The 14,808-nt window shown below is 64.9% G+C and carries 12 protein-coding genes; 9 read left to right on the top strand and 3 right to left on the bottom strand.

The window, feature by feature from the left end:
* Positions 1-8: 8 nt before the first annotated feature.
* The 6 genes from RPPS3_RS20000 to RPPS3_RS19975 all read left to right on the top strand — a co-directional run bounded on the left by RPPS3_RS20000 (position 9) and on the right by RPPS3_RS19975 (position 7,324).
* Positions 9-1,061: an alpha-ketoacid dehydrogenase subunit beta gene (locus RPPS3_RS20000; RefSeq protein WP_107345623.1), complete on the top strand. Its 1,053-nt coding sequence runs from the start codon at positions 9-11 to the stop codon at positions 1,059-1,061.
* 141 nt (positions 1,062-1,202) lie between these two features.
* Positions 1,203-2,258 (top strand): zinc-binding dehydrogenase, encoded by a 1,056-nt coding sequence (locus RPPS3_RS19995; protein WP_107346695.1) that lies wholly within the window; start codon positions 1,203-1,205, stop codon positions 2,256-2,258.
* A 5-nt stretch (positions 2,259-2,263) separates the two neighbouring features.
* Positions 2,264-3,748: a PfkB family carbohydrate kinase gene (locus RPPS3_RS19990; protein ID WP_107346694.1), complete on the top strand. Its 1,485-nt coding sequence runs from the start codon at positions 2,264-2,266 to the stop codon at positions 3,746-3,748.
* On the top strand, positions 3,745-4,695 hold the full coding sequence (locus RPPS3_RS19985; protein WP_107345622.1) for a nucleotidyltransferase family protein: 951 nt from the start codon (positions 3,745-3,747) through the stop codon (positions 4,693-4,695). Before RPPS3_RS19990 ends, RPPS3_RS19985 begins: the two co-directional genes overlap by 4 nt.
* Positions 4,692-5,498, top strand: coding sequence for an SDR family NAD(P)-dependent oxidoreductase (locus RPPS3_RS19980; RefSeq protein ID WP_107345621.1), 807 nt, complete (start codon positions 4,692-4,694; stop codon positions 5,496-5,498). Before RPPS3_RS19985 ends, RPPS3_RS19980 begins: the two co-directional genes overlap by 4 nt.
* Before the next feature lie 23 nt (positions 5,499-5,521).
* The gene (locus RPPS3_RS19975) at positions 5,522-7,324 is read left to right on the top strand and encodes a thiamine pyrophosphate-binding protein (protein WP_107345620.1); all 1,803 of its coding nucleotides are present in this window, start codon (positions 5,522-5,524) and stop codon (positions 7,322-7,324) included.
* Positions 7,325-7,336: 12 nt separating this feature from the next.
* Here RPPS3_RS19975 and RPPS3_RS19970 read toward each other — a convergent pair whose 3' ends face one another.
* The gene (locus RPPS3_RS19970; protein WP_107345619.1) at positions 7,337-9,484 is read right to left on the bottom strand and encodes a tetratricopeptide repeat protein; all 2,148 of its coding nucleotides are present in this window, start codon (positions 9,482-9,484) and stop codon (positions 7,337-7,339) included.
* 519 nt (positions 9,485-10,003) lie between these two features.
* Here RPPS3_RS19970 and RPPS3_RS19965 point away from each other — a divergent pair.
* From RPPS3_RS19965 to flaF, 3 genes are all read left to right on the top strand, one after another.
* On the top strand, positions 10,004-12,664 hold the full coding sequence (locus RPPS3_RS19965) for a DUF1522 domain-containing protein (RefSeq protein WP_107345618.1): 2,661 nt from the start codon (positions 10,004-10,006) through the stop codon (positions 12,662-12,664).
* A 215-nt stretch (positions 12,665-12,879) separates the two neighbouring features.
* Positions 12,880-13,260, top strand: coding sequence for a flagellar biosynthesis repressor FlbT (flbT, locus tag RPPS3_RS19960; protein WP_011159450.1), 381 nt, complete (start codon positions 12,880-12,882; stop codon positions 13,258-13,260).
* 3 nt (positions 13,261-13,263) lie between these two features.
* A complete protein-coding gene (gene flaF, locus RPPS3_RS19955; protein ID WP_107345617.1) occupies positions 13,264-13,632 on the top strand; it encodes a flagellar biosynthesis regulator FlaF in 369 nt (122 codons plus the stop codon).
* A gap of 116 nt (positions 13,633-13,748) precedes the next feature.
* Here the strand turns inward: flaF and RPPS3_RS19950 are convergent, their stop codons facing one another.
* Positions 13,749-14,120 (bottom strand): hypothetical protein, encoded by a 372-nt coding sequence (locus tag RPPS3_RS19950; protein WP_107345616.1) that lies wholly within the window; start codon positions 14,118-14,120, stop codon positions 13,749-13,751.
* A gap of 179 nt (positions 14,121-14,299) precedes the next feature.
* Positions 14,300-14,791: a hypothetical protein gene (locus tag RPPS3_RS19945; protein ID WP_107345615.1), complete on the bottom strand. Its 492-nt coding sequence runs from the start codon at positions 14,789-14,791 to the stop codon at positions 14,300-14,302.
* Positions 14,792-14,808: the final 17 nt, after the last annotated feature.

The following is a 14,808-nucleotide window of genomic DNA, read 5'->3' as shown; positions in this document are numbered from 1 at the left end:
AGGGCGGAATGGCAACCAGCTTCGCCGCCGCCATCAGGGATGGGCTCGCCACAGCGCTTGCGGCCGATGACGACGTGATCTGCTTCGGTCTCGGCACGGATGATCCCAAGGGCGTGTTCGGCACTACGCTCGATCTGCATAAGCAGTTCGGACCGGATCGCGTGTTCGATATGCCGACGTCGGAAGCAGCGATGACCGGTTTTGCGATCGGCGCCGCGCTGAACGGCATGCGGCCGGTGCTGACGCATCAGCGGCTCGACTTCGCGCTGCTGTCGCTCGATCAGCTCGTCAACAATGCTGCCAAATGGCGCTTCATGTTCGGCGGCAAGCGCGGCGTGCCGATCACCATCCGGATGATCATCGGCCGCGGCTGGGGCCAGGGGCCGACGCATTCGCAGAGCCTGCAATCCTGGTTCGCGCATATTCCCGGTCTGAAGGTGGTGATGCCGACCACCGCCGAGGACGCCAAGACGCTGCTGCTCGGGGCAATCTTCGACGACGATCCGGTGATCTTCCTGGAGCATCGTTGGCTGCACAATATGAAGGGCGAGGTCCCGGCGGGCGATGTCCGCGAGCCTTTGGGCAAGGCGCGCGTGGTCCGAAGCGGCGATGCGGTGACCATCGTGGCAATGAGCTACATGACGGTGGAGGCGCTGCACGCCGTCGATCATCTCGCCGCGCAGGGCATCGCTTGTGATCTGATCGACCTTCGCAGCATTCGTCCGCTGGACTGGCCCACAGTGATCACCTCGGTGCAGAAGACCGGGCGGCTGCTTGCGCTCGACAGTGGGCATCTGACCGGGGGCGTCGCCGGCGAGATCGTGGCGCGGATCGCCACCGATCACTTCGCCAGCCTCAAGAGCGCGCCGCAGCGCCTCGCCGCACCCGACGTGCCGGAAGCGACCAGCCCGGCGCTGACCAAGAATTATCACGTCCGCGCCGAGCACATCGCCGACGCCGTCGGCCGGATGCTCGGCCGCGACGTCGAAACCGCCTCTCTGGTCGCCCAGCGCACCTTCCCGCACGACGTGCCGGGCACCTGGTTCTCAGGACCGTTTTGAGGGCGCGATGATGGCACCGGCTCTCAACGTCATTGCGAGCGAAGCGACGAAGCAATCCAGCGCCGGGCATGACGCTATGGATTGCTTCGCTTCGCTCGCAATGACGGGGATGGTGTGGGCGTCTGCACAGCGGAGGCCATCATGTCTGTGACCTTCCGGGCGGCGGTGCTGCATGAACTCGATCAGCCGCTGCGGATCGAGACGGTCGAGGCGCCGTCGCTCGCAGCGGGGCAGGTCCTGGTCAAGCTGGCTTACTCCGGTGTCTGCCACAGTCAGGTGATGGAAGCGCGCGGCGGACGCGGGCCGGATCGCTATCTGCCGCATATGCTCGGCCACGAAGGCTCGGGCGTCGTCGTCGAGACCGGCGCGGGCGTCACCAAGGTGAAGCGTGGCGACCGTGTCATTCTCGGCTGGATCAAGGGGCAGGGCGCCGACACCCAGGGCGTGCGCTACGCCAGCGGAGAACGGGTCATCAACGCCGGCGCGGTGACGACATTCAACGAATATGCCGTTGTTGCGGAGAACCGCGTCACGCCGTTGCCGGCCGGGCTGCCGATGGACGTTGCGGTGCTGTTCGGCTGTGCGCTGCCGGTCGGCGCCGGCATCGTCATCAACATCGCCAAACCGCAAGCTGGCAGCACGCTGGCGATCTTCGGTCTCGGCGGTATCGGGCTTGCGGCGCTGATGGCCTGCAAGCTGTTTGCCTGCAAGCAGGTGATCGCGGTCGATGTCGAGCCCGCCAAGCTGAAGATGGCGGCCGAACTCGGCGCCACCACGGTGATCGATGCGTCGCGCAGCGATCCGGTCGAGGATATCCGAAAGCTCACCGGTGGCCTCGGCGTCGATATCGCGATCGAGTCCGCTGGCCTCACCCGCGTCATCGAGCAAGCGTTCGACGCGACGCGGCGGTTCGGCGGGCTGTGCGTGTTCGCCTCGCATCCGCGGAGCGGCGAGAAGATCGCGCTCGATCCGTTCGAACTGATCTGCGGCAAGCGGATCCTCGGCACCTGGGGTGGTGACAGCAAGCCGGAGCGCGACATCGAATTGCTGGCGGGGCTGTACCGCGACGGCAAGCTGCCGCTCGATGCGATGTTCACCCGCCGCTATTCGCTCGACGAGATCAACGAGGCGCTCGACGATCTGGAGTATCGCCGCAGCGTGCGCCCGCTGATCGAAATCGATCCGTCGCTGAGGTGACGCCGATGCTGCATCCCGAGACCAGTACCGAGCTCGCGGAGATCCGGAAAAAAGCGGGTCGTCGGCGCAGCATCGTGTTCGTCGCCGGCAATTTCAACATCGTTCATCCCGGCCATCTGCGGCTTCTGAAATTCGCCGCCGATTGCGGCGACTATCTGGTGGTCGGCGTCACCGCCGAAACGGGCTACGATTGGATGCTGCCGGCCGAGCTGCGGCTCGAAGGCGTGCGTGCCATCGGCGTGGTTGACCACGCCTTCCTGCTGCACGATGCTGCGGAGGATTTCATCGCGGCGCTGAAGCCGAATGTCGTTGTGAAAGGCAAGGAGCACGAGGGCGCCGACAATCCCGAAAAGGCAGTGCTCGACGGTTATGGCGGCCGCCTGGTGTTCTCGTCCGGTGAGGTTGCGTTCTCGTCTCTCGATCTGATCAAGCGCGAGTTCCGCGAATTCAATCCGTCGTCGATCGTCAAGCCGCTCGACTATCCGCGTCGGCATCGCTTCGAACTGGCCGACCTGAAGAACGTGCTGGCGGGATTTCCCAAGCTGCGCGTGCTGGTGATCGGCGATCTGATCGTCGACGAATACATCGCCTGCGATCCGCTCGGCCTGTCGCAGGAAGATCCGACCATCGTGGTGACGCCGGTGCTGCGCGAACTGTTCGTCGGCGGCGCCGGCATTGTCGCCGGTCATGCGGCCGGCATGGGTGCGCAGGTCGGCCTGCTCACCGTCGGCGGCGGCGACGCGATGGCGGACTTCGCCCGAGAGCGGCTGGCCTCCTACAATGTCGACGCCACGATCCTCACCGACGAGAGCCGGCCGACCACGACGAAGCAGCGGTTCCGCGCCGGCAACAAGACTCTGCTGCGCGTCAGCCATCTCAAGCAGCACGACGTCGATGCCGATCTGCAGACGCGGATGCTGGAGACGATCGAGCACCGGTTGCCGACGACTGATCTGGTGGTGTTCTCCGATTTCAATTACGGCTGCCTGCCGTCTCGGCTGGTCGAGGCGATCGGGCAGGCGTGCCGCGCCCGAGGGGTGCCGATGGTGGCGGACAGCCAATCGTCGTCGCAGGTCGGCGATATCTCGCGGTTCACCGAGATGCTGCTGATCAAGCCGACCGAGCGCGAAGCGCGGCTGGCGATGCGCGATTTCGATTCCGGTCTCGTCGTGCTGGTCGAAGCCTTGCGCGAAAAGGCACGCGCCAAGAACGTGATCCTGACGCTGGCAGCGGAGGGCCTGTTGGTGCACGCCGAAACCGGCAGCGCCGGCACGGTGGTGACCGATCGGCTGCCGGCGTTCAACACCGCGCCGAAGGACGCGGCGGGCGCCGGCGACTCGTTCTTCGTCTGCGCCGCGCTGGCGCTGGCGATCGGCACCGACATTTGGCGCAGCGCGTACTTGGCCTCGATCGCTGCCGCCTGCCAGGTCGGCCGGATTGGCAACATCCCGGTCACCGCCCGCGATATCATCCGGGAGCTCGACACGTGAGCGGCAGCGCCAAGGCGCTGCTGGTCGCGGCCGGCCTCGGCACGCGGCTGGCGCCGCTCACCGACGTGCTGCCGAAGTGCCTGATGCCGATCGCCGGGCGGCCGCTGCTCGGGCTATGGTTGCAGATGCTGAGCGAGGCCGGGTTTTCGGAGATTGTCGTCAATCTGCATCACCACGCCGATCTCGTGAGCGAGTACATCCGCCGCAGTCCGTGGGCGGACCAAGTCGTGCTTGCACCTGAGGAGACTCTGCTCGGCACCGCCGGCACGCTGTTGCGGCACCGCGAGCGCTTCACGGGAGGGCCGACGCTGTTCGCCCATGCCGATAATCTCAGCCTGTTCGATCCGCGCGCCTTCCTCGCCGCCCATGCGGGACGTCCCGCCGATACGGTGATGACGATGATGAGCTTCGTCACCGACCAGCCTCGGAGCTGCGGCATCCTCACGCTCGACTCGGCGGGCCGCGTGCTGGAGATGGACGAGAAGCCGCAGCATCCCAAGGGCAATCTCGCCAACGCCGCGGTGTATATCGTCGAGCCCGAGGTGATCGACTTCATCGCCTCGCTCGGCAAGCCGGTGGTCGATTTCTCGACCGAAGTTCTACCCGTCTTCATGGGGCGGATCTTCGCGTTCCACAACGGCAGCTATCACCGTGATATCGGCAATCCGGCGAGCCTGGCGCTGGCGCAGCTCGACTTTCCGCTGGCGTTGTTGTCCGCAGCCTTTCCCGGTCATTGCGAGGAGCACCCGGATCGGCGCTTTGCGCCGTCCGAGCGCAGGCTCCGCGACGAAGCAATCCTTCGCCGCGCAGTGAAGCCCCTGGATTGCTTCGCTTCGCTCGCAATGACGACCGACGATCCCTGGTATGGCCTGATGGCCGACAACAACGGCGCTCTTGCCCAAGCCTTCGCCCAGGCTGCGGCAAAGACCTATGGTGGCCAGCGATGAGCGGCAGCGTCATCATCGCGGCGATCTCCAGTGACATCGGCGTCCGGCTGGCGCAGCTCTATCGCGCGCAGGGCTACGATGTCATCGGCACGTATCGGTCGAGCGAGAATTTGAGCGAGTTGCAGGCCGACGCCGGCATTCATCTGGTGCATTGCGATCTGACCGATGCCAGCAGCGTGCGGAGCGCGGCGGCAGAGATCGCGGCGCTCGGCAAGCCGTGGGAACGGCTGATCAGCGCCGCGGGACAGTTGTCGCCGATCGGCGATTTCTTCGGCCGTGATTTCGAGGCGTGGGCGGCGTCGCTGTCGCTGAATTCGGTGGCACAGATGCGGCTGCTGCACGCGCTGTATCCGCTGCGTGCGCAAGCCGCGACCGCCAAGGTCGCGTTCCTGGTCGGGGGTGGCATCAACGGTCCGTTCCGCAACTACTCGGCCTATTGCCTCGGCAAGGTGATGCTGGTGAAGCTGTGCGAGCTGCTCGACGACGAGTATCAAGACGTGCACGCGATCGCGGTCGGCACCGGCTGGGTCAACACCAAGATCCATCGCCAGACCGTCGAAGCCGGTGACGACGCAGGCGTCAATCTGCGCCGCACGCTGGAATTTCTCGACAGCGGCGCGCAGGGGACGTCCTACGAAGACATCTTCGGCTGCATCGAATGGGCGTTCGAAGCCGGCCGTACAGCGACCGGCGGGCGCAATTTCTCGGTGGTGCACGATGCCTGGCGTGGCGGCGGTGCAGCGCTGACGGAACGGCTCGCCGCTGATCCGAACATCTATAAGCTACGCCGGTACGGCGACTGATCGGCCGCGCAAGGAGGACACGCGTGAAGCTCTCCGACTACGTCATCGATTTCCTGGCGCGGCGCGGCGTCACCCATGTGTTCGGGATTTCCGGTGGCGCCGCGGTTCATATGTTCGACTCCGCGCAGCGCCATCCGGACGTCACGCCGATCTTTCCGCAGCACGAGCAGGCGGCTGCGATCGCGGCGGACGGCTATGCGCGTGCCACCGGCAAGCTTGGCGTCGCCATTACAACCTCTGGCCCCGGCGCCACCAACCTGCTGACCGGCGTGTGCTGCGCCTATTACGATTCGGTGCCGACGCTGATGATCACCGGGCAGGTCGCCACGCACCGGCTGAAGGGCAAGAACCAGATCCGTCAGCTCGGCTTTCAGGAGACCGACGTCACCTCGATTTTCGCCACGGTGACTAAATACGCGGTGCAGATCTCTGATCCCACCACGATCCGCTATCATCTGGAGAAGGCGTATCATCTCGCATTCGAGGGACGGCCCGGTTCGGTGCTGATCGATCTGCCGGACGATCTGCAGCGCGCCGAAATCGATCCCGACGCGCTGCCGGGTTTCACGCCCGAGCCTGCAGCCGCAATGAGCGATCTCGACGCGGAGATCGCGGCGCTGCTGCGGCTGATCGCGCGCGCGAAACGTCCCGTGCTGGTTCTCGGTGGTGGGCTTGCGACACCGCGGATCGGCGCCGCGCTCGATCAACTCGTCGATCGCCTCGGCATGCCGGTGCTGACCACCTGGGCCGCCACCGATCTGATCGCGGCTGATCATCCGCTGCGGGTCGGGCCGTTCGGCGTCTATGGGCCGCGGCTCGGCAACTTCACGGTGCAGAACGCCGATCTGATCCTGTGCCTCGGCAGCCGGCTGTCGCAGAACGTCACCGGCGGCATCCTGCCGTCGTTCGCGCGCGAGGCGACGATCGTGATGGTCGATGCCAGTCGCGGCGAGATGGACAAGTTCGATGATCGCGGCATCCGCATCGCGACCCGTATCGCGGCCCGACTGGATGAATTCGTGCCGAAGCTGCTCGCCGCAGTCGAGGCGGCGCCGCCGCGCGAGGCTTGGCTGAACACGATCGCGCATTGGCGCATCGCCTTGCCGGACGATCGACCGGGCCCCGCGCCCGACAATGCCGGCTTCGTTGACGCTTATGATTTCATCGACAAGCTCAGCGACGCGGCGCCGGCCGATGAGCTGATCTATGTCGACACCGGCGGCAACCTGACCTGGACCTGCAACGGCTTTCGCATCAAGCGCGGCCAGCGGCTGATCTCGGACTGGAACAACACCGCGATGGGCTACGCGCTGGCGGCATCGATCGGCGCCGCGGTGCAGGCGAAGGGCAGCGTCACCTGCATCATCGGCGACGGCGGCCTGATGCTGTCGCTCGGTGAGCTGGCGCTGCTGAAGCGACACGAACTGCCGGTGCGGCTGATGCTGTTCAACAATCATGGCCATGGCATCCAGAAGCAGACGCTGGAGACCTGGCTCGACGGCCATTATGTCGGCGTCGATGCACCGAGCGGATTGTCGTTCGTGGACTTCCGCAAAGTCGCCGAGGCGATGGATCTGCCGGTGGTCACGATCAGCCGCAGCGCCGATATCGCCGAACGGCTCCGCGAGATCTATGCGCGGAAGGGGCCTGTGTTCTGCAACGTCGAAATCAACCCGGGGCAGAAGCTGTATCCGGTGCTGAAGTTCGGCGCGCCGCTGGAGAGCCAGTTGCCGTCGATCGACGATGAACTGATCAAGCGCGAAATGCTGATCGCGCCGTTCGTCCCCGGTGTGGCGCCGAAGCACAGCGGCGGCGCGGGCGTGTAGCGGCAGGCGGCTTCAACGCCCGCGGCGCAGCGCCCGGTCCTTGGCTTCGTCGAACGGCGCGGCGCACCAGCGCTTCCACATCGTCCGGTAGGCGTCTTCGACCGCGCGGGTGTAGGCAGCCGGGCCGCAGCGCTGCATGATGAAATCGCGCAGGCCGCGGCGGATCAAGCGCAGCCGGTCCAGATCAGGCTTGCTGGCAATCTCGATGTAGCGCGCATCGTCGGTGGCGACGAAGTCGGGCAGGCCAGCCGCAGCCAGCACCGCGCAGCCGACCCGGCTGGGCACGGTTTGGCCGAGCCGGCTGACCACCGGCACGCCCATGTGCAACGCTTCCCAGGTCGAGACACCGCCAGCCTGGGGGAACGGATCGAGGCAAAGATCGATCTGCTTGAGCGTTTCGAGGTGGTCCTGACGCGAGCTCGAGCCAAGCAGGGTGATACGGCTGGCCGCGATGCCGCGCGCGCCGAACTTCTCCAGCAGCGTCTGTCGCACCGCGGGGTCGTCGATCTGATGATCCTTCAGGATCAGCCGGGAGGTCGGTGATGCGGAGAGCACCTGCGACCAGACGTCGATCGCGGCGTCGGAGATCTTGGAGATGCGGTTCAGCGAGCCGTAGGTCAGGTAGCCGTTGCGGTCGAAGGGCAGCTCCGCCGAGCTCCATTGCTGCGGCAGCGGCTCGATGATGACGATCGACGGCAGATCATAGACCGCCTCGGCATAGAGATGGCGGTCTTCGGCCGGGATCGCCACCGGGTCGCCGAGCAGATAGTCCATCACCGGCAGGCCGGTGCCGGTCGCATGGCCCCAGGCGGTGACTTGCACCGGGGCCGGCTTGCGGGCGAACACGCGTAGCCGGTTGCCGCTGGAATGGCCGGAGAGGTCGACCAGGATATCGACTTTGTCCTGCTTGATCTGGTCGGCGAGCTGCTGGTCGCTCATCAGGGTCGCATCCCGCCATTTGTCGGCGGCTGCTTCGAAGGTGTGGGTGGAATCGTCCGGCACCACCACGCCCGAATATAGGATCACCTCGAACTGGCTGTGATCGTGATGTTCGATCACCGGGCGGAACGAGAATGCCGCCGAATGCGCACGGAAGTCGGCCGACACATAGCCGACCACCAGACGCCGATCCGGATCGCGGTCGTTGACGGGGGGCGTTGCGCAGGCGCGATAGATCGGTGCGCCGATTTGCGTCCACCAGCTCTTGCGGGCCTCCTGCTGTGGCTCGACGCCGATGCCGGCGCAGAAGTCCATCGAGAAGATCTTGCTGGAGATCGCCGCTTCGTAGTTCGGCATCAGCTCCAGCGCGCGGCTATGCAAGGCGATCGCGGTCTCGGCATCGCCGAGCGAGGCCATGCAGTTGCCCAGCAGCGTCAGCGCCATGACCGAATTCGGCTCGATCTTGAGCACGGCGGTGCAGGTCGCGAGCGCGTCCTTGACGTTGCGCATGAACAGCAGGGTCTCGGCACGGGCGAGGCCGGCGACGACCGGCCGCTTGCCGATCGACAGCGCGCGATCGTAGCTCGCCAGCGCCTTGTCGAGTTGCTTCAGCTCCTTATAGGTTCCGGCGCGGTTCATGAAGGCGACGTCGTTGAGCGGATCGATCTCGATCGCCTTGTCGTAGTTCGCCAGCGCCTCGGGATAGCGTCCGAGCTTGTGCAGCGCGTTGCCGCGATCGTTCCAGGTGTCGGCGCGATCCGGCGTCAGTTCGATCGCCTTGTCGTAGCTGGCGATCGCGTCTTCATAGCGGGCAAGGCCGGTGAGGGCGAGGCCGCGGTTGGCGTGGGCCAGCATCAGCGTCGGATCGATTGCGATCGCTTTGTCGCACGACACGAGCGCGTCGTCGTAGCGGCCGACGGCGATCAGCATGCTGCCCATGTCGGAGTGGGCCTGCGCCGCCTTCGGATCGATCAGCAGCGCGCGCTTCAGCGTCTTGATGCCGAGCTCGGCGTTGCCGCTCTGATATTCGGCGAGCGCGTAGAAGTGCAGCGCCATGAAATTGTCGGGCGCCTTCTTCAACACCTTCTTATAGGCGGAGCGGGCCTCGTCGAGCTGGCCCTGCTGGTGCAGCACGCGTGCGCGCATCAATAGCAGCGCGGGCTCGTAAGCCTTGTCGGAGGTGTTGCGGGTGGGAATGGCCTTGCTGCGTCCAGGCTGCATCTCAAGGATCCGAATCTGGCGGAGTGATGGTAGCTCCTCAGGCCCTGTGACGCACCTCAGAGAACCCGTAGGCGGGTGATCCTCCGTCAGCCGTGTAAATAATTCATAAACCATGCTGGACCGGCCGTCTGAATCCCGTGCCGGTCCACGGGTCGGCTTGGTGGTGTCGGATCGCCGGTGCCCGAATGAGCGAATCAGTTAATAAATTGGTCGCTAACCGGGCAGGGGCTATCGCGGGCAAACACCCGATCTATTGATTTAATTGACCTTTTTTCCCTTAAGACGCTGTTAACCATATTTTAAATGGCCCCCGCCATAGTCCCGGGTGCTCAGGAAGAAGGTAGGCCGAGAATCGGCCGCGTTGATCCGGTGCGCACGTGTGTCGTGCAGCCGAGGTCCCTCTCCAGAACAGGCGTCTAAACACAACCGGCAAGTGTCGCAGCGGCAACGACCGTTCGACGCGAGCAGCGACGTGCGACTGAAGGTCGACGTCCAGCGCGGATCAGGAAGGTTTGCACCATGGCTGATGTGGTTCTCTCGGCAGCGGTTCGCCAGAATCTGCTATCGCTGCAGTCGACTGCCGATCTGTTGGCGACGACGCAGAACCGTCTTGCTTCCGGCAAGAAGGTCAACACCGCGCTCGACAATCCGACTAATTTCTTCACCGCAGCAGGGCTCGATAGCCGCGCCAGCGACATCAACAACCTGCTCGACGGCATCGGCAACGGCGTCCAGATCCTGCAGGCGGCCAACACCGGCATCACCTCGCTCAACAAGCTGATCGACACCGCCAAGTCGATCGCCAACCAGGCGCTGCAGTCGAACGTCGGCTACTCCACTAAATCCAACGTTGCGGCGACCATCGCGGGCGCCACTCCGAACGATCTGCGCGGCACCCAGACCTTCGCCAGCGCGATCGCGACCAGTAACGTGATCTATGACGGCACCGCCGGCGGCACCAGCGGCGTGTCGCTGACCGACACGCTGGGCGGCGCCATCGGCTCGCTGCCCGGCACCGCGGTCACCAAGAACGTTCCGACCGATGCGACCTCGACGGGCGGTGTGCTCTACACCGGGACTGCGACGGCGACTGCGACCGGCACCGATCTGATCTCGTCGCTCACCAACGGTTTGACCACGACCCCGACCGGCCCGCAGGCCGGCGATGTGCTGGTCGTCGACGGCAAGACCATCACCTTTACCGCCACCGGCACTCCGACGGTCGACAGCAACGGCAACTATACGATCGGCGTCAACCAGCCGATCAACGCACTGCTTGCCACGGTCGACACCATCAACGGCAATACCAGCAATCCGTCGGTGGTCAACGCCAGCGGCCACCTCGAGCTGCACACCGGCACCAACCGCGCGCTGTCGATCTCCGACACCTCGGGCGGCACGGTGCTGGCCAAGCTCGGCTTCAGCGCACCGGTGTCTACGTCACTCGGCACTGGCGCCGCATCGCCGATCACCGCCAGCACCAAGCTGTTCAACACGGTGGGCGGTCTGGGCGCTGCGATCGCCGACGGCACCACGTTGACGGTGAACGGCAAGACCATCACCTTCAAGGCGTCCGATCCGCCGTCGCCGGCCGGCCTGCTGGTCGGGTCCGGTGTGCTCGGCAACATCGTTGCCGACTCCCAGGGCAATTCGACGATCTATCTCGGCACCAGCAACACCTTCACCAACGCCACCGTCGGCGACGTGCTGACGTCGATCGATCTTGCCAGCGGCGTCAAGTCGGCCAACATCTCGGGCGGCGTTGCGACCTTCACGGCCAACGGTACGCCATCCTCGATCAGCGGTACCGGCGTGGTTACGCTGAATTCTTCGACCGGCGCTGACCTCCACGTCACCGGTCCGGCCGACTTGCTAAAGTCGCTCAATCTCACCACCTCGACTGGTTCCGGCCCGACTACGCTCGACGCGCCGCGTATCACCGGCCCCTCCACGATCGGCACGCTGATCGACGATGGCTCGATCCTCACCGTCAACGGCAAGACCATCACCTTCAAGAACGCGCCGGTCCCGCTCGCCTCGGCGACCCACACCGGCGTGACTGGCCACGTCGAGACCGACGGGCTCGGCAATTCGACCGTCTATCTGCAGGGCGGCACCGTCGCCGACGTTCTGAAAGCGATCGACCTTGCCACCGGCGTCCAGACCGCGACGCTGTCGCAGACCGGTGCGACGTTGACGACCCAGCTCGGCTCCGCCAATTCGTCGCTGTCGAGCGGCTCGCTCAAGATCTCGACCGGCAGCGCCTCCGACCTCACCATCAGTGGCACCGGCAATGCCATGCTGGCGCTCGGCCTCGCCGGCAACACCGGCACCTCGACGGTGTTCCAGGCGTCGCGCGCCTCCGGCGCCGGCGGCGTCTCCGGCAAGACCATGACCTTCACCGCCTTCAAGGGCGGCACGCCGGTCAGCGTCACGTTCGGCGACGGTACCGGCGGCACGGTGAAGACGCTGGCGCAGCTCAACGCCGCGCTTGCGCCGAACAACCTCACCGCGCAGGTCGACGCCAACGGCGTGCTGATGATCTCGGCGAGCAACGACTACGCGTCGTCGACGCTCGGCTCGGCTGCGGACGGCGGCGTGCTCGGCGGCTCGATCACCTCGACGCTGACCTTCACCACGCCGAACCCGCCGGTCGCCGATCTCAATTCGCAGGCGGCGCGCGCCAAGCTGGTCGAGCAGTACAACAACGTCATCGCGCAGATCACCACCACGTCGCAGGACGCGTCGTTCAACGGCGTCAACCTGCTGAACGGCGACACGCTGAAGCTGGTGTTCAACGAAACCGGCAATTCGACGCTGACCATCGTCGGCACCGCGCTGACGCCCGCCGCGCTCGGCCTGCCGACGCTGGTCGCCGGCACCGACTTCATCGACAACGCCGCGACCAACAAGACGCTCGCTGCGCTCAACACCGCGTCGACCACGCTGCGCTCGCAGGCGTCGTCCTACGGTTCAAACCTGTCGATCGTGCAGATCCGCCAGAACTTCGCCAAGAGCCTGATCAACGTGCTGCAGACCGGCTCGGCGAACCTGACGCTCGCCGATACCAACGAAGAAGCGGCCAACAGTCAGGCGCTGTCGACCCGGCAATCGATCGCGGTGTCGGCGCTGTCGCTGGCCAACCAGTCGCAGCAGAGCGTCCTGCAATTGCTGCGGTAATCGCAACGGCCCCGGCCTCGCGCCGGGGCGGCGATCACGGGGCGGCCACGTCCCGGGCGACGGCGCGATTCGGCGCCGTGCAATCTCCCGTTGCATTTTTCCCCTGAAAGTACGGCGCGTTTGTACTGGATCGATTCGCAAACCCTGCGCATAAGGAAAAAGGGCTGGAGGATGAGTCGATCTCGGTCCCGTGACCATATGCGAAGGGAGAAGCGATGCCTCTGCGAGTCGAATTGAAGCCGTTCGAGCGGATCGTGATCGGCCAGAGCGTGATCACCAACTCCGACACCCGCACCACGTTTCTGATCGACGGCGATGCGCCGATTCTGCGCGAGAAGGACATTCTCACCGCGGAGACTGCGAACACGCCGGTGAAGCGAATCTATCTCTGCGTGCAGATGATGTATCTGCAGAACGACATCCCAGCTTATCAGGATTTGTATCTAGGTTTCATCAAAGAGTTGATCGAAGCCGTGCCGAGCTTCCGCGAAACGATTGAAGCAACCAGTAATCATATCTTAAGCGGCAATCTCTATAAGGCACTCAGAGAGCTGCGCCCCCTCATCAAGCGTGAAGAAGAATTGTTGTCGAGGTAGCCGATGTCGAGTGCCGCGCAAGCTTACGCCAGAACGGCGCAGAGAACTGCATCTCCCCGCGAGATCGAAGCGCAGGCGCTGCTGAAGGCGGCTAAGCAATTGCAGGACGTCGTCACGAACTGGGACGAGAAGGGCGCGATCGGACTTCAGGAAGCGCTGCTGTTCAATCGCAAACTTTGGTCGATCTTCGTCACCGAGGCGATGCGCGACGACAATCCGCAGTCGATCGAGATCCGGCAGAACATCGCCAACATCGGCGTGTTCGTGATGAGCCAGTCCAGCGCCTTGCAGATCAAGCCGGAAGTCGAACGCCTGCAGGCGCTGATCGACATCAATCGTAACATCGCCGCGGGTCTCAGCGGCCGTCCGTAACGCAATGGCCGTTGCGGTGTGCGCGCACTCTGCTCACATCATTTCCTCTGCGCAGCACAAAGCGCCCGCGCCCGCAACCGGCGGGCCGGGAGATCCGGTCTCATTCCAACTCGGCGTCAGGCGACGCGGTCGGTTGCGAGCGATCCGATGCGCTGCGGCTTCGATTGATCGAGTTCGCGGAAGTAAGCGCGTGCCTTGAGCTGCCAGGAGTCAGGATACTGGCTGATCACCGACTGCGTGTTCTGATCGACCGCCACGTACACCATCTCGGCCGCAGCCTGATCGAAGATCACCTGGCGGGCGATCGAAGACGCAGGGTTGCTTCCGGACTTGGTGGCAGTCGTCGCCGATCCGCTGTCTGCCGCCGTGACGCTTTGTGGCGCCGGCAGATCGGTCGGTACGGCCGCTTGCACCGCCTCAGGCTCCGGCCTGAGGATCGGCGTGATCACCGGCGCCCCCACCGGCTTGATGTTGAAATCGATACTCATGTCAGCCTCCTGGCCTCCATCAGGTCAATCCCACACCTCCTCGAGCATCGTGGCAAACAGTTCTGAAATTCCTCCTGCAAAGATTCCGATGATTTAAATCGAAAGCTTTGCATCGCGCAGGCGTGCAACATCTCGCGCCAATGCGCGTCGGGCCTGCAAGGTCGTCGTGAGGGGAGGCGTTACAGCGAACGGCTGACTGCGATTGGCGTCAGCTGGCGCGGGCTCGGACCGGTGTGACGGCCGTAGGCGGTGTAGGTCTGCGGCGCGTTGCGCTTCTGCACTTCGGCGTTGACGCCTCGCACGATGCCTTCCGACACCGCATGCGCGGTGGCGAGCACGGTCAGGTTGACCTGCAGCATCGCGCGGAACACTTCGTGATGCCGGTGCAGCGTCGCGAGCAGGTCCGGCGTCGCTTTGGACATGTAGGGCTGGCTGGCGCGCACCAGCGTGATCGCGCTGATGTAGCGCTTGGTGCCTTCGGTCTTGTCGGCCTCGAGCCGCATCGCTTCGGCGATCTTGCCGGCACGGACCAGCTCGGTCTCGTGTTCGATCACCTTCAGCAGCGAATCCATCAGCGTGATCAGGCCCTCGGCGAGCTTGCGCGCGTCGGCGGGCGTTGCCACCGGTTGAACGGCGGCGGGCTGGGCTTGCGGGCGTTGCATCGCGGTCATGGCGTCGTCCTTTGCGC

Source organism: Rhodopseudomonas palustris, from assembly GCF_003031265.1.
GTDB classification, from domain to species: domain Bacteria; phylum Pseudomonadota; class Alphaproteobacteria; order Rhizobiales; family Xanthobacteraceae; genus Rhodopseudomonas; species Rhodopseudomonas palustris_H.
Note: the sequence above shows the minus strand (reverse complement) of the source record. Positions and strands in the feature narration are given on the sequence as shown.

Coding starts and splice junctions, on each gene's coding strand:
- RPPS3_RS20000 (WP_107345623.1), top strand. CDS start 9: ATGGCAACCAGCTTCGCCGCCGCCATCAGGGATGGGCTCGCCACAGCG.
- RPPS3_RS19995 (WP_107346695.1), top strand. CDS start 1,203: ATGTCTGTGACCTTCCGGGCGGCGGTGCTGCATGAACTCGATCAGCCG.
- RPPS3_RS19990 (WP_107346694.1), top strand. CDS start 2,264: ATGCTGCATCCCGAGACCAGTACCGAGCTCGCGGAGATCCGGAAAAAA.
- RPPS3_RS19980 (WP_107345621.1), top strand. CDS start 4,692: ATGAGCGGCAGCGTCATCATCGCGGCGATCTCCAGTGACATCGGCGTC.
- RPPS3_RS19970 (WP_107345619.1), bottom strand. CDS start 9,484: ATGCAGCCTGGACGCAGCAAGGCCATTCCCACCCGCAACACCTCCGAC.
- RPPS3_RS19965 (WP_107345618.1), top strand. CDS start 10,004: ATGGCTGATGTGGTTCTCTCGGCAGCGGTTCGCCAGAATCTGCTATCG.
- flbT (WP_011159450.1), top strand. CDS start 12,880: ATGCCTCTGCGAGTCGAATTGAAGCCGTTCGAGCGGATCGTGATCGGC.
- flaF (WP_107345617.1), top strand. CDS start 13,264: ATGTCGAGTGCCGCGCAAGCTTACGCCAGAACGGCGCAGAGAACTGCA.
- RPPS3_RS19950 (WP_107345616.1), bottom strand. CDS start 14,120: ATGAGTATCGATTTCAACATCAAGCCGGTGGGGGCGCCGGTGATCACG.
- RPPS3_RS19945 (WP_107345615.1), bottom strand. CDS start 14,791: ATGACCGCGATGCAACGCCCGCAAGCCCAGCCCGCCGCCGTTCAACCG.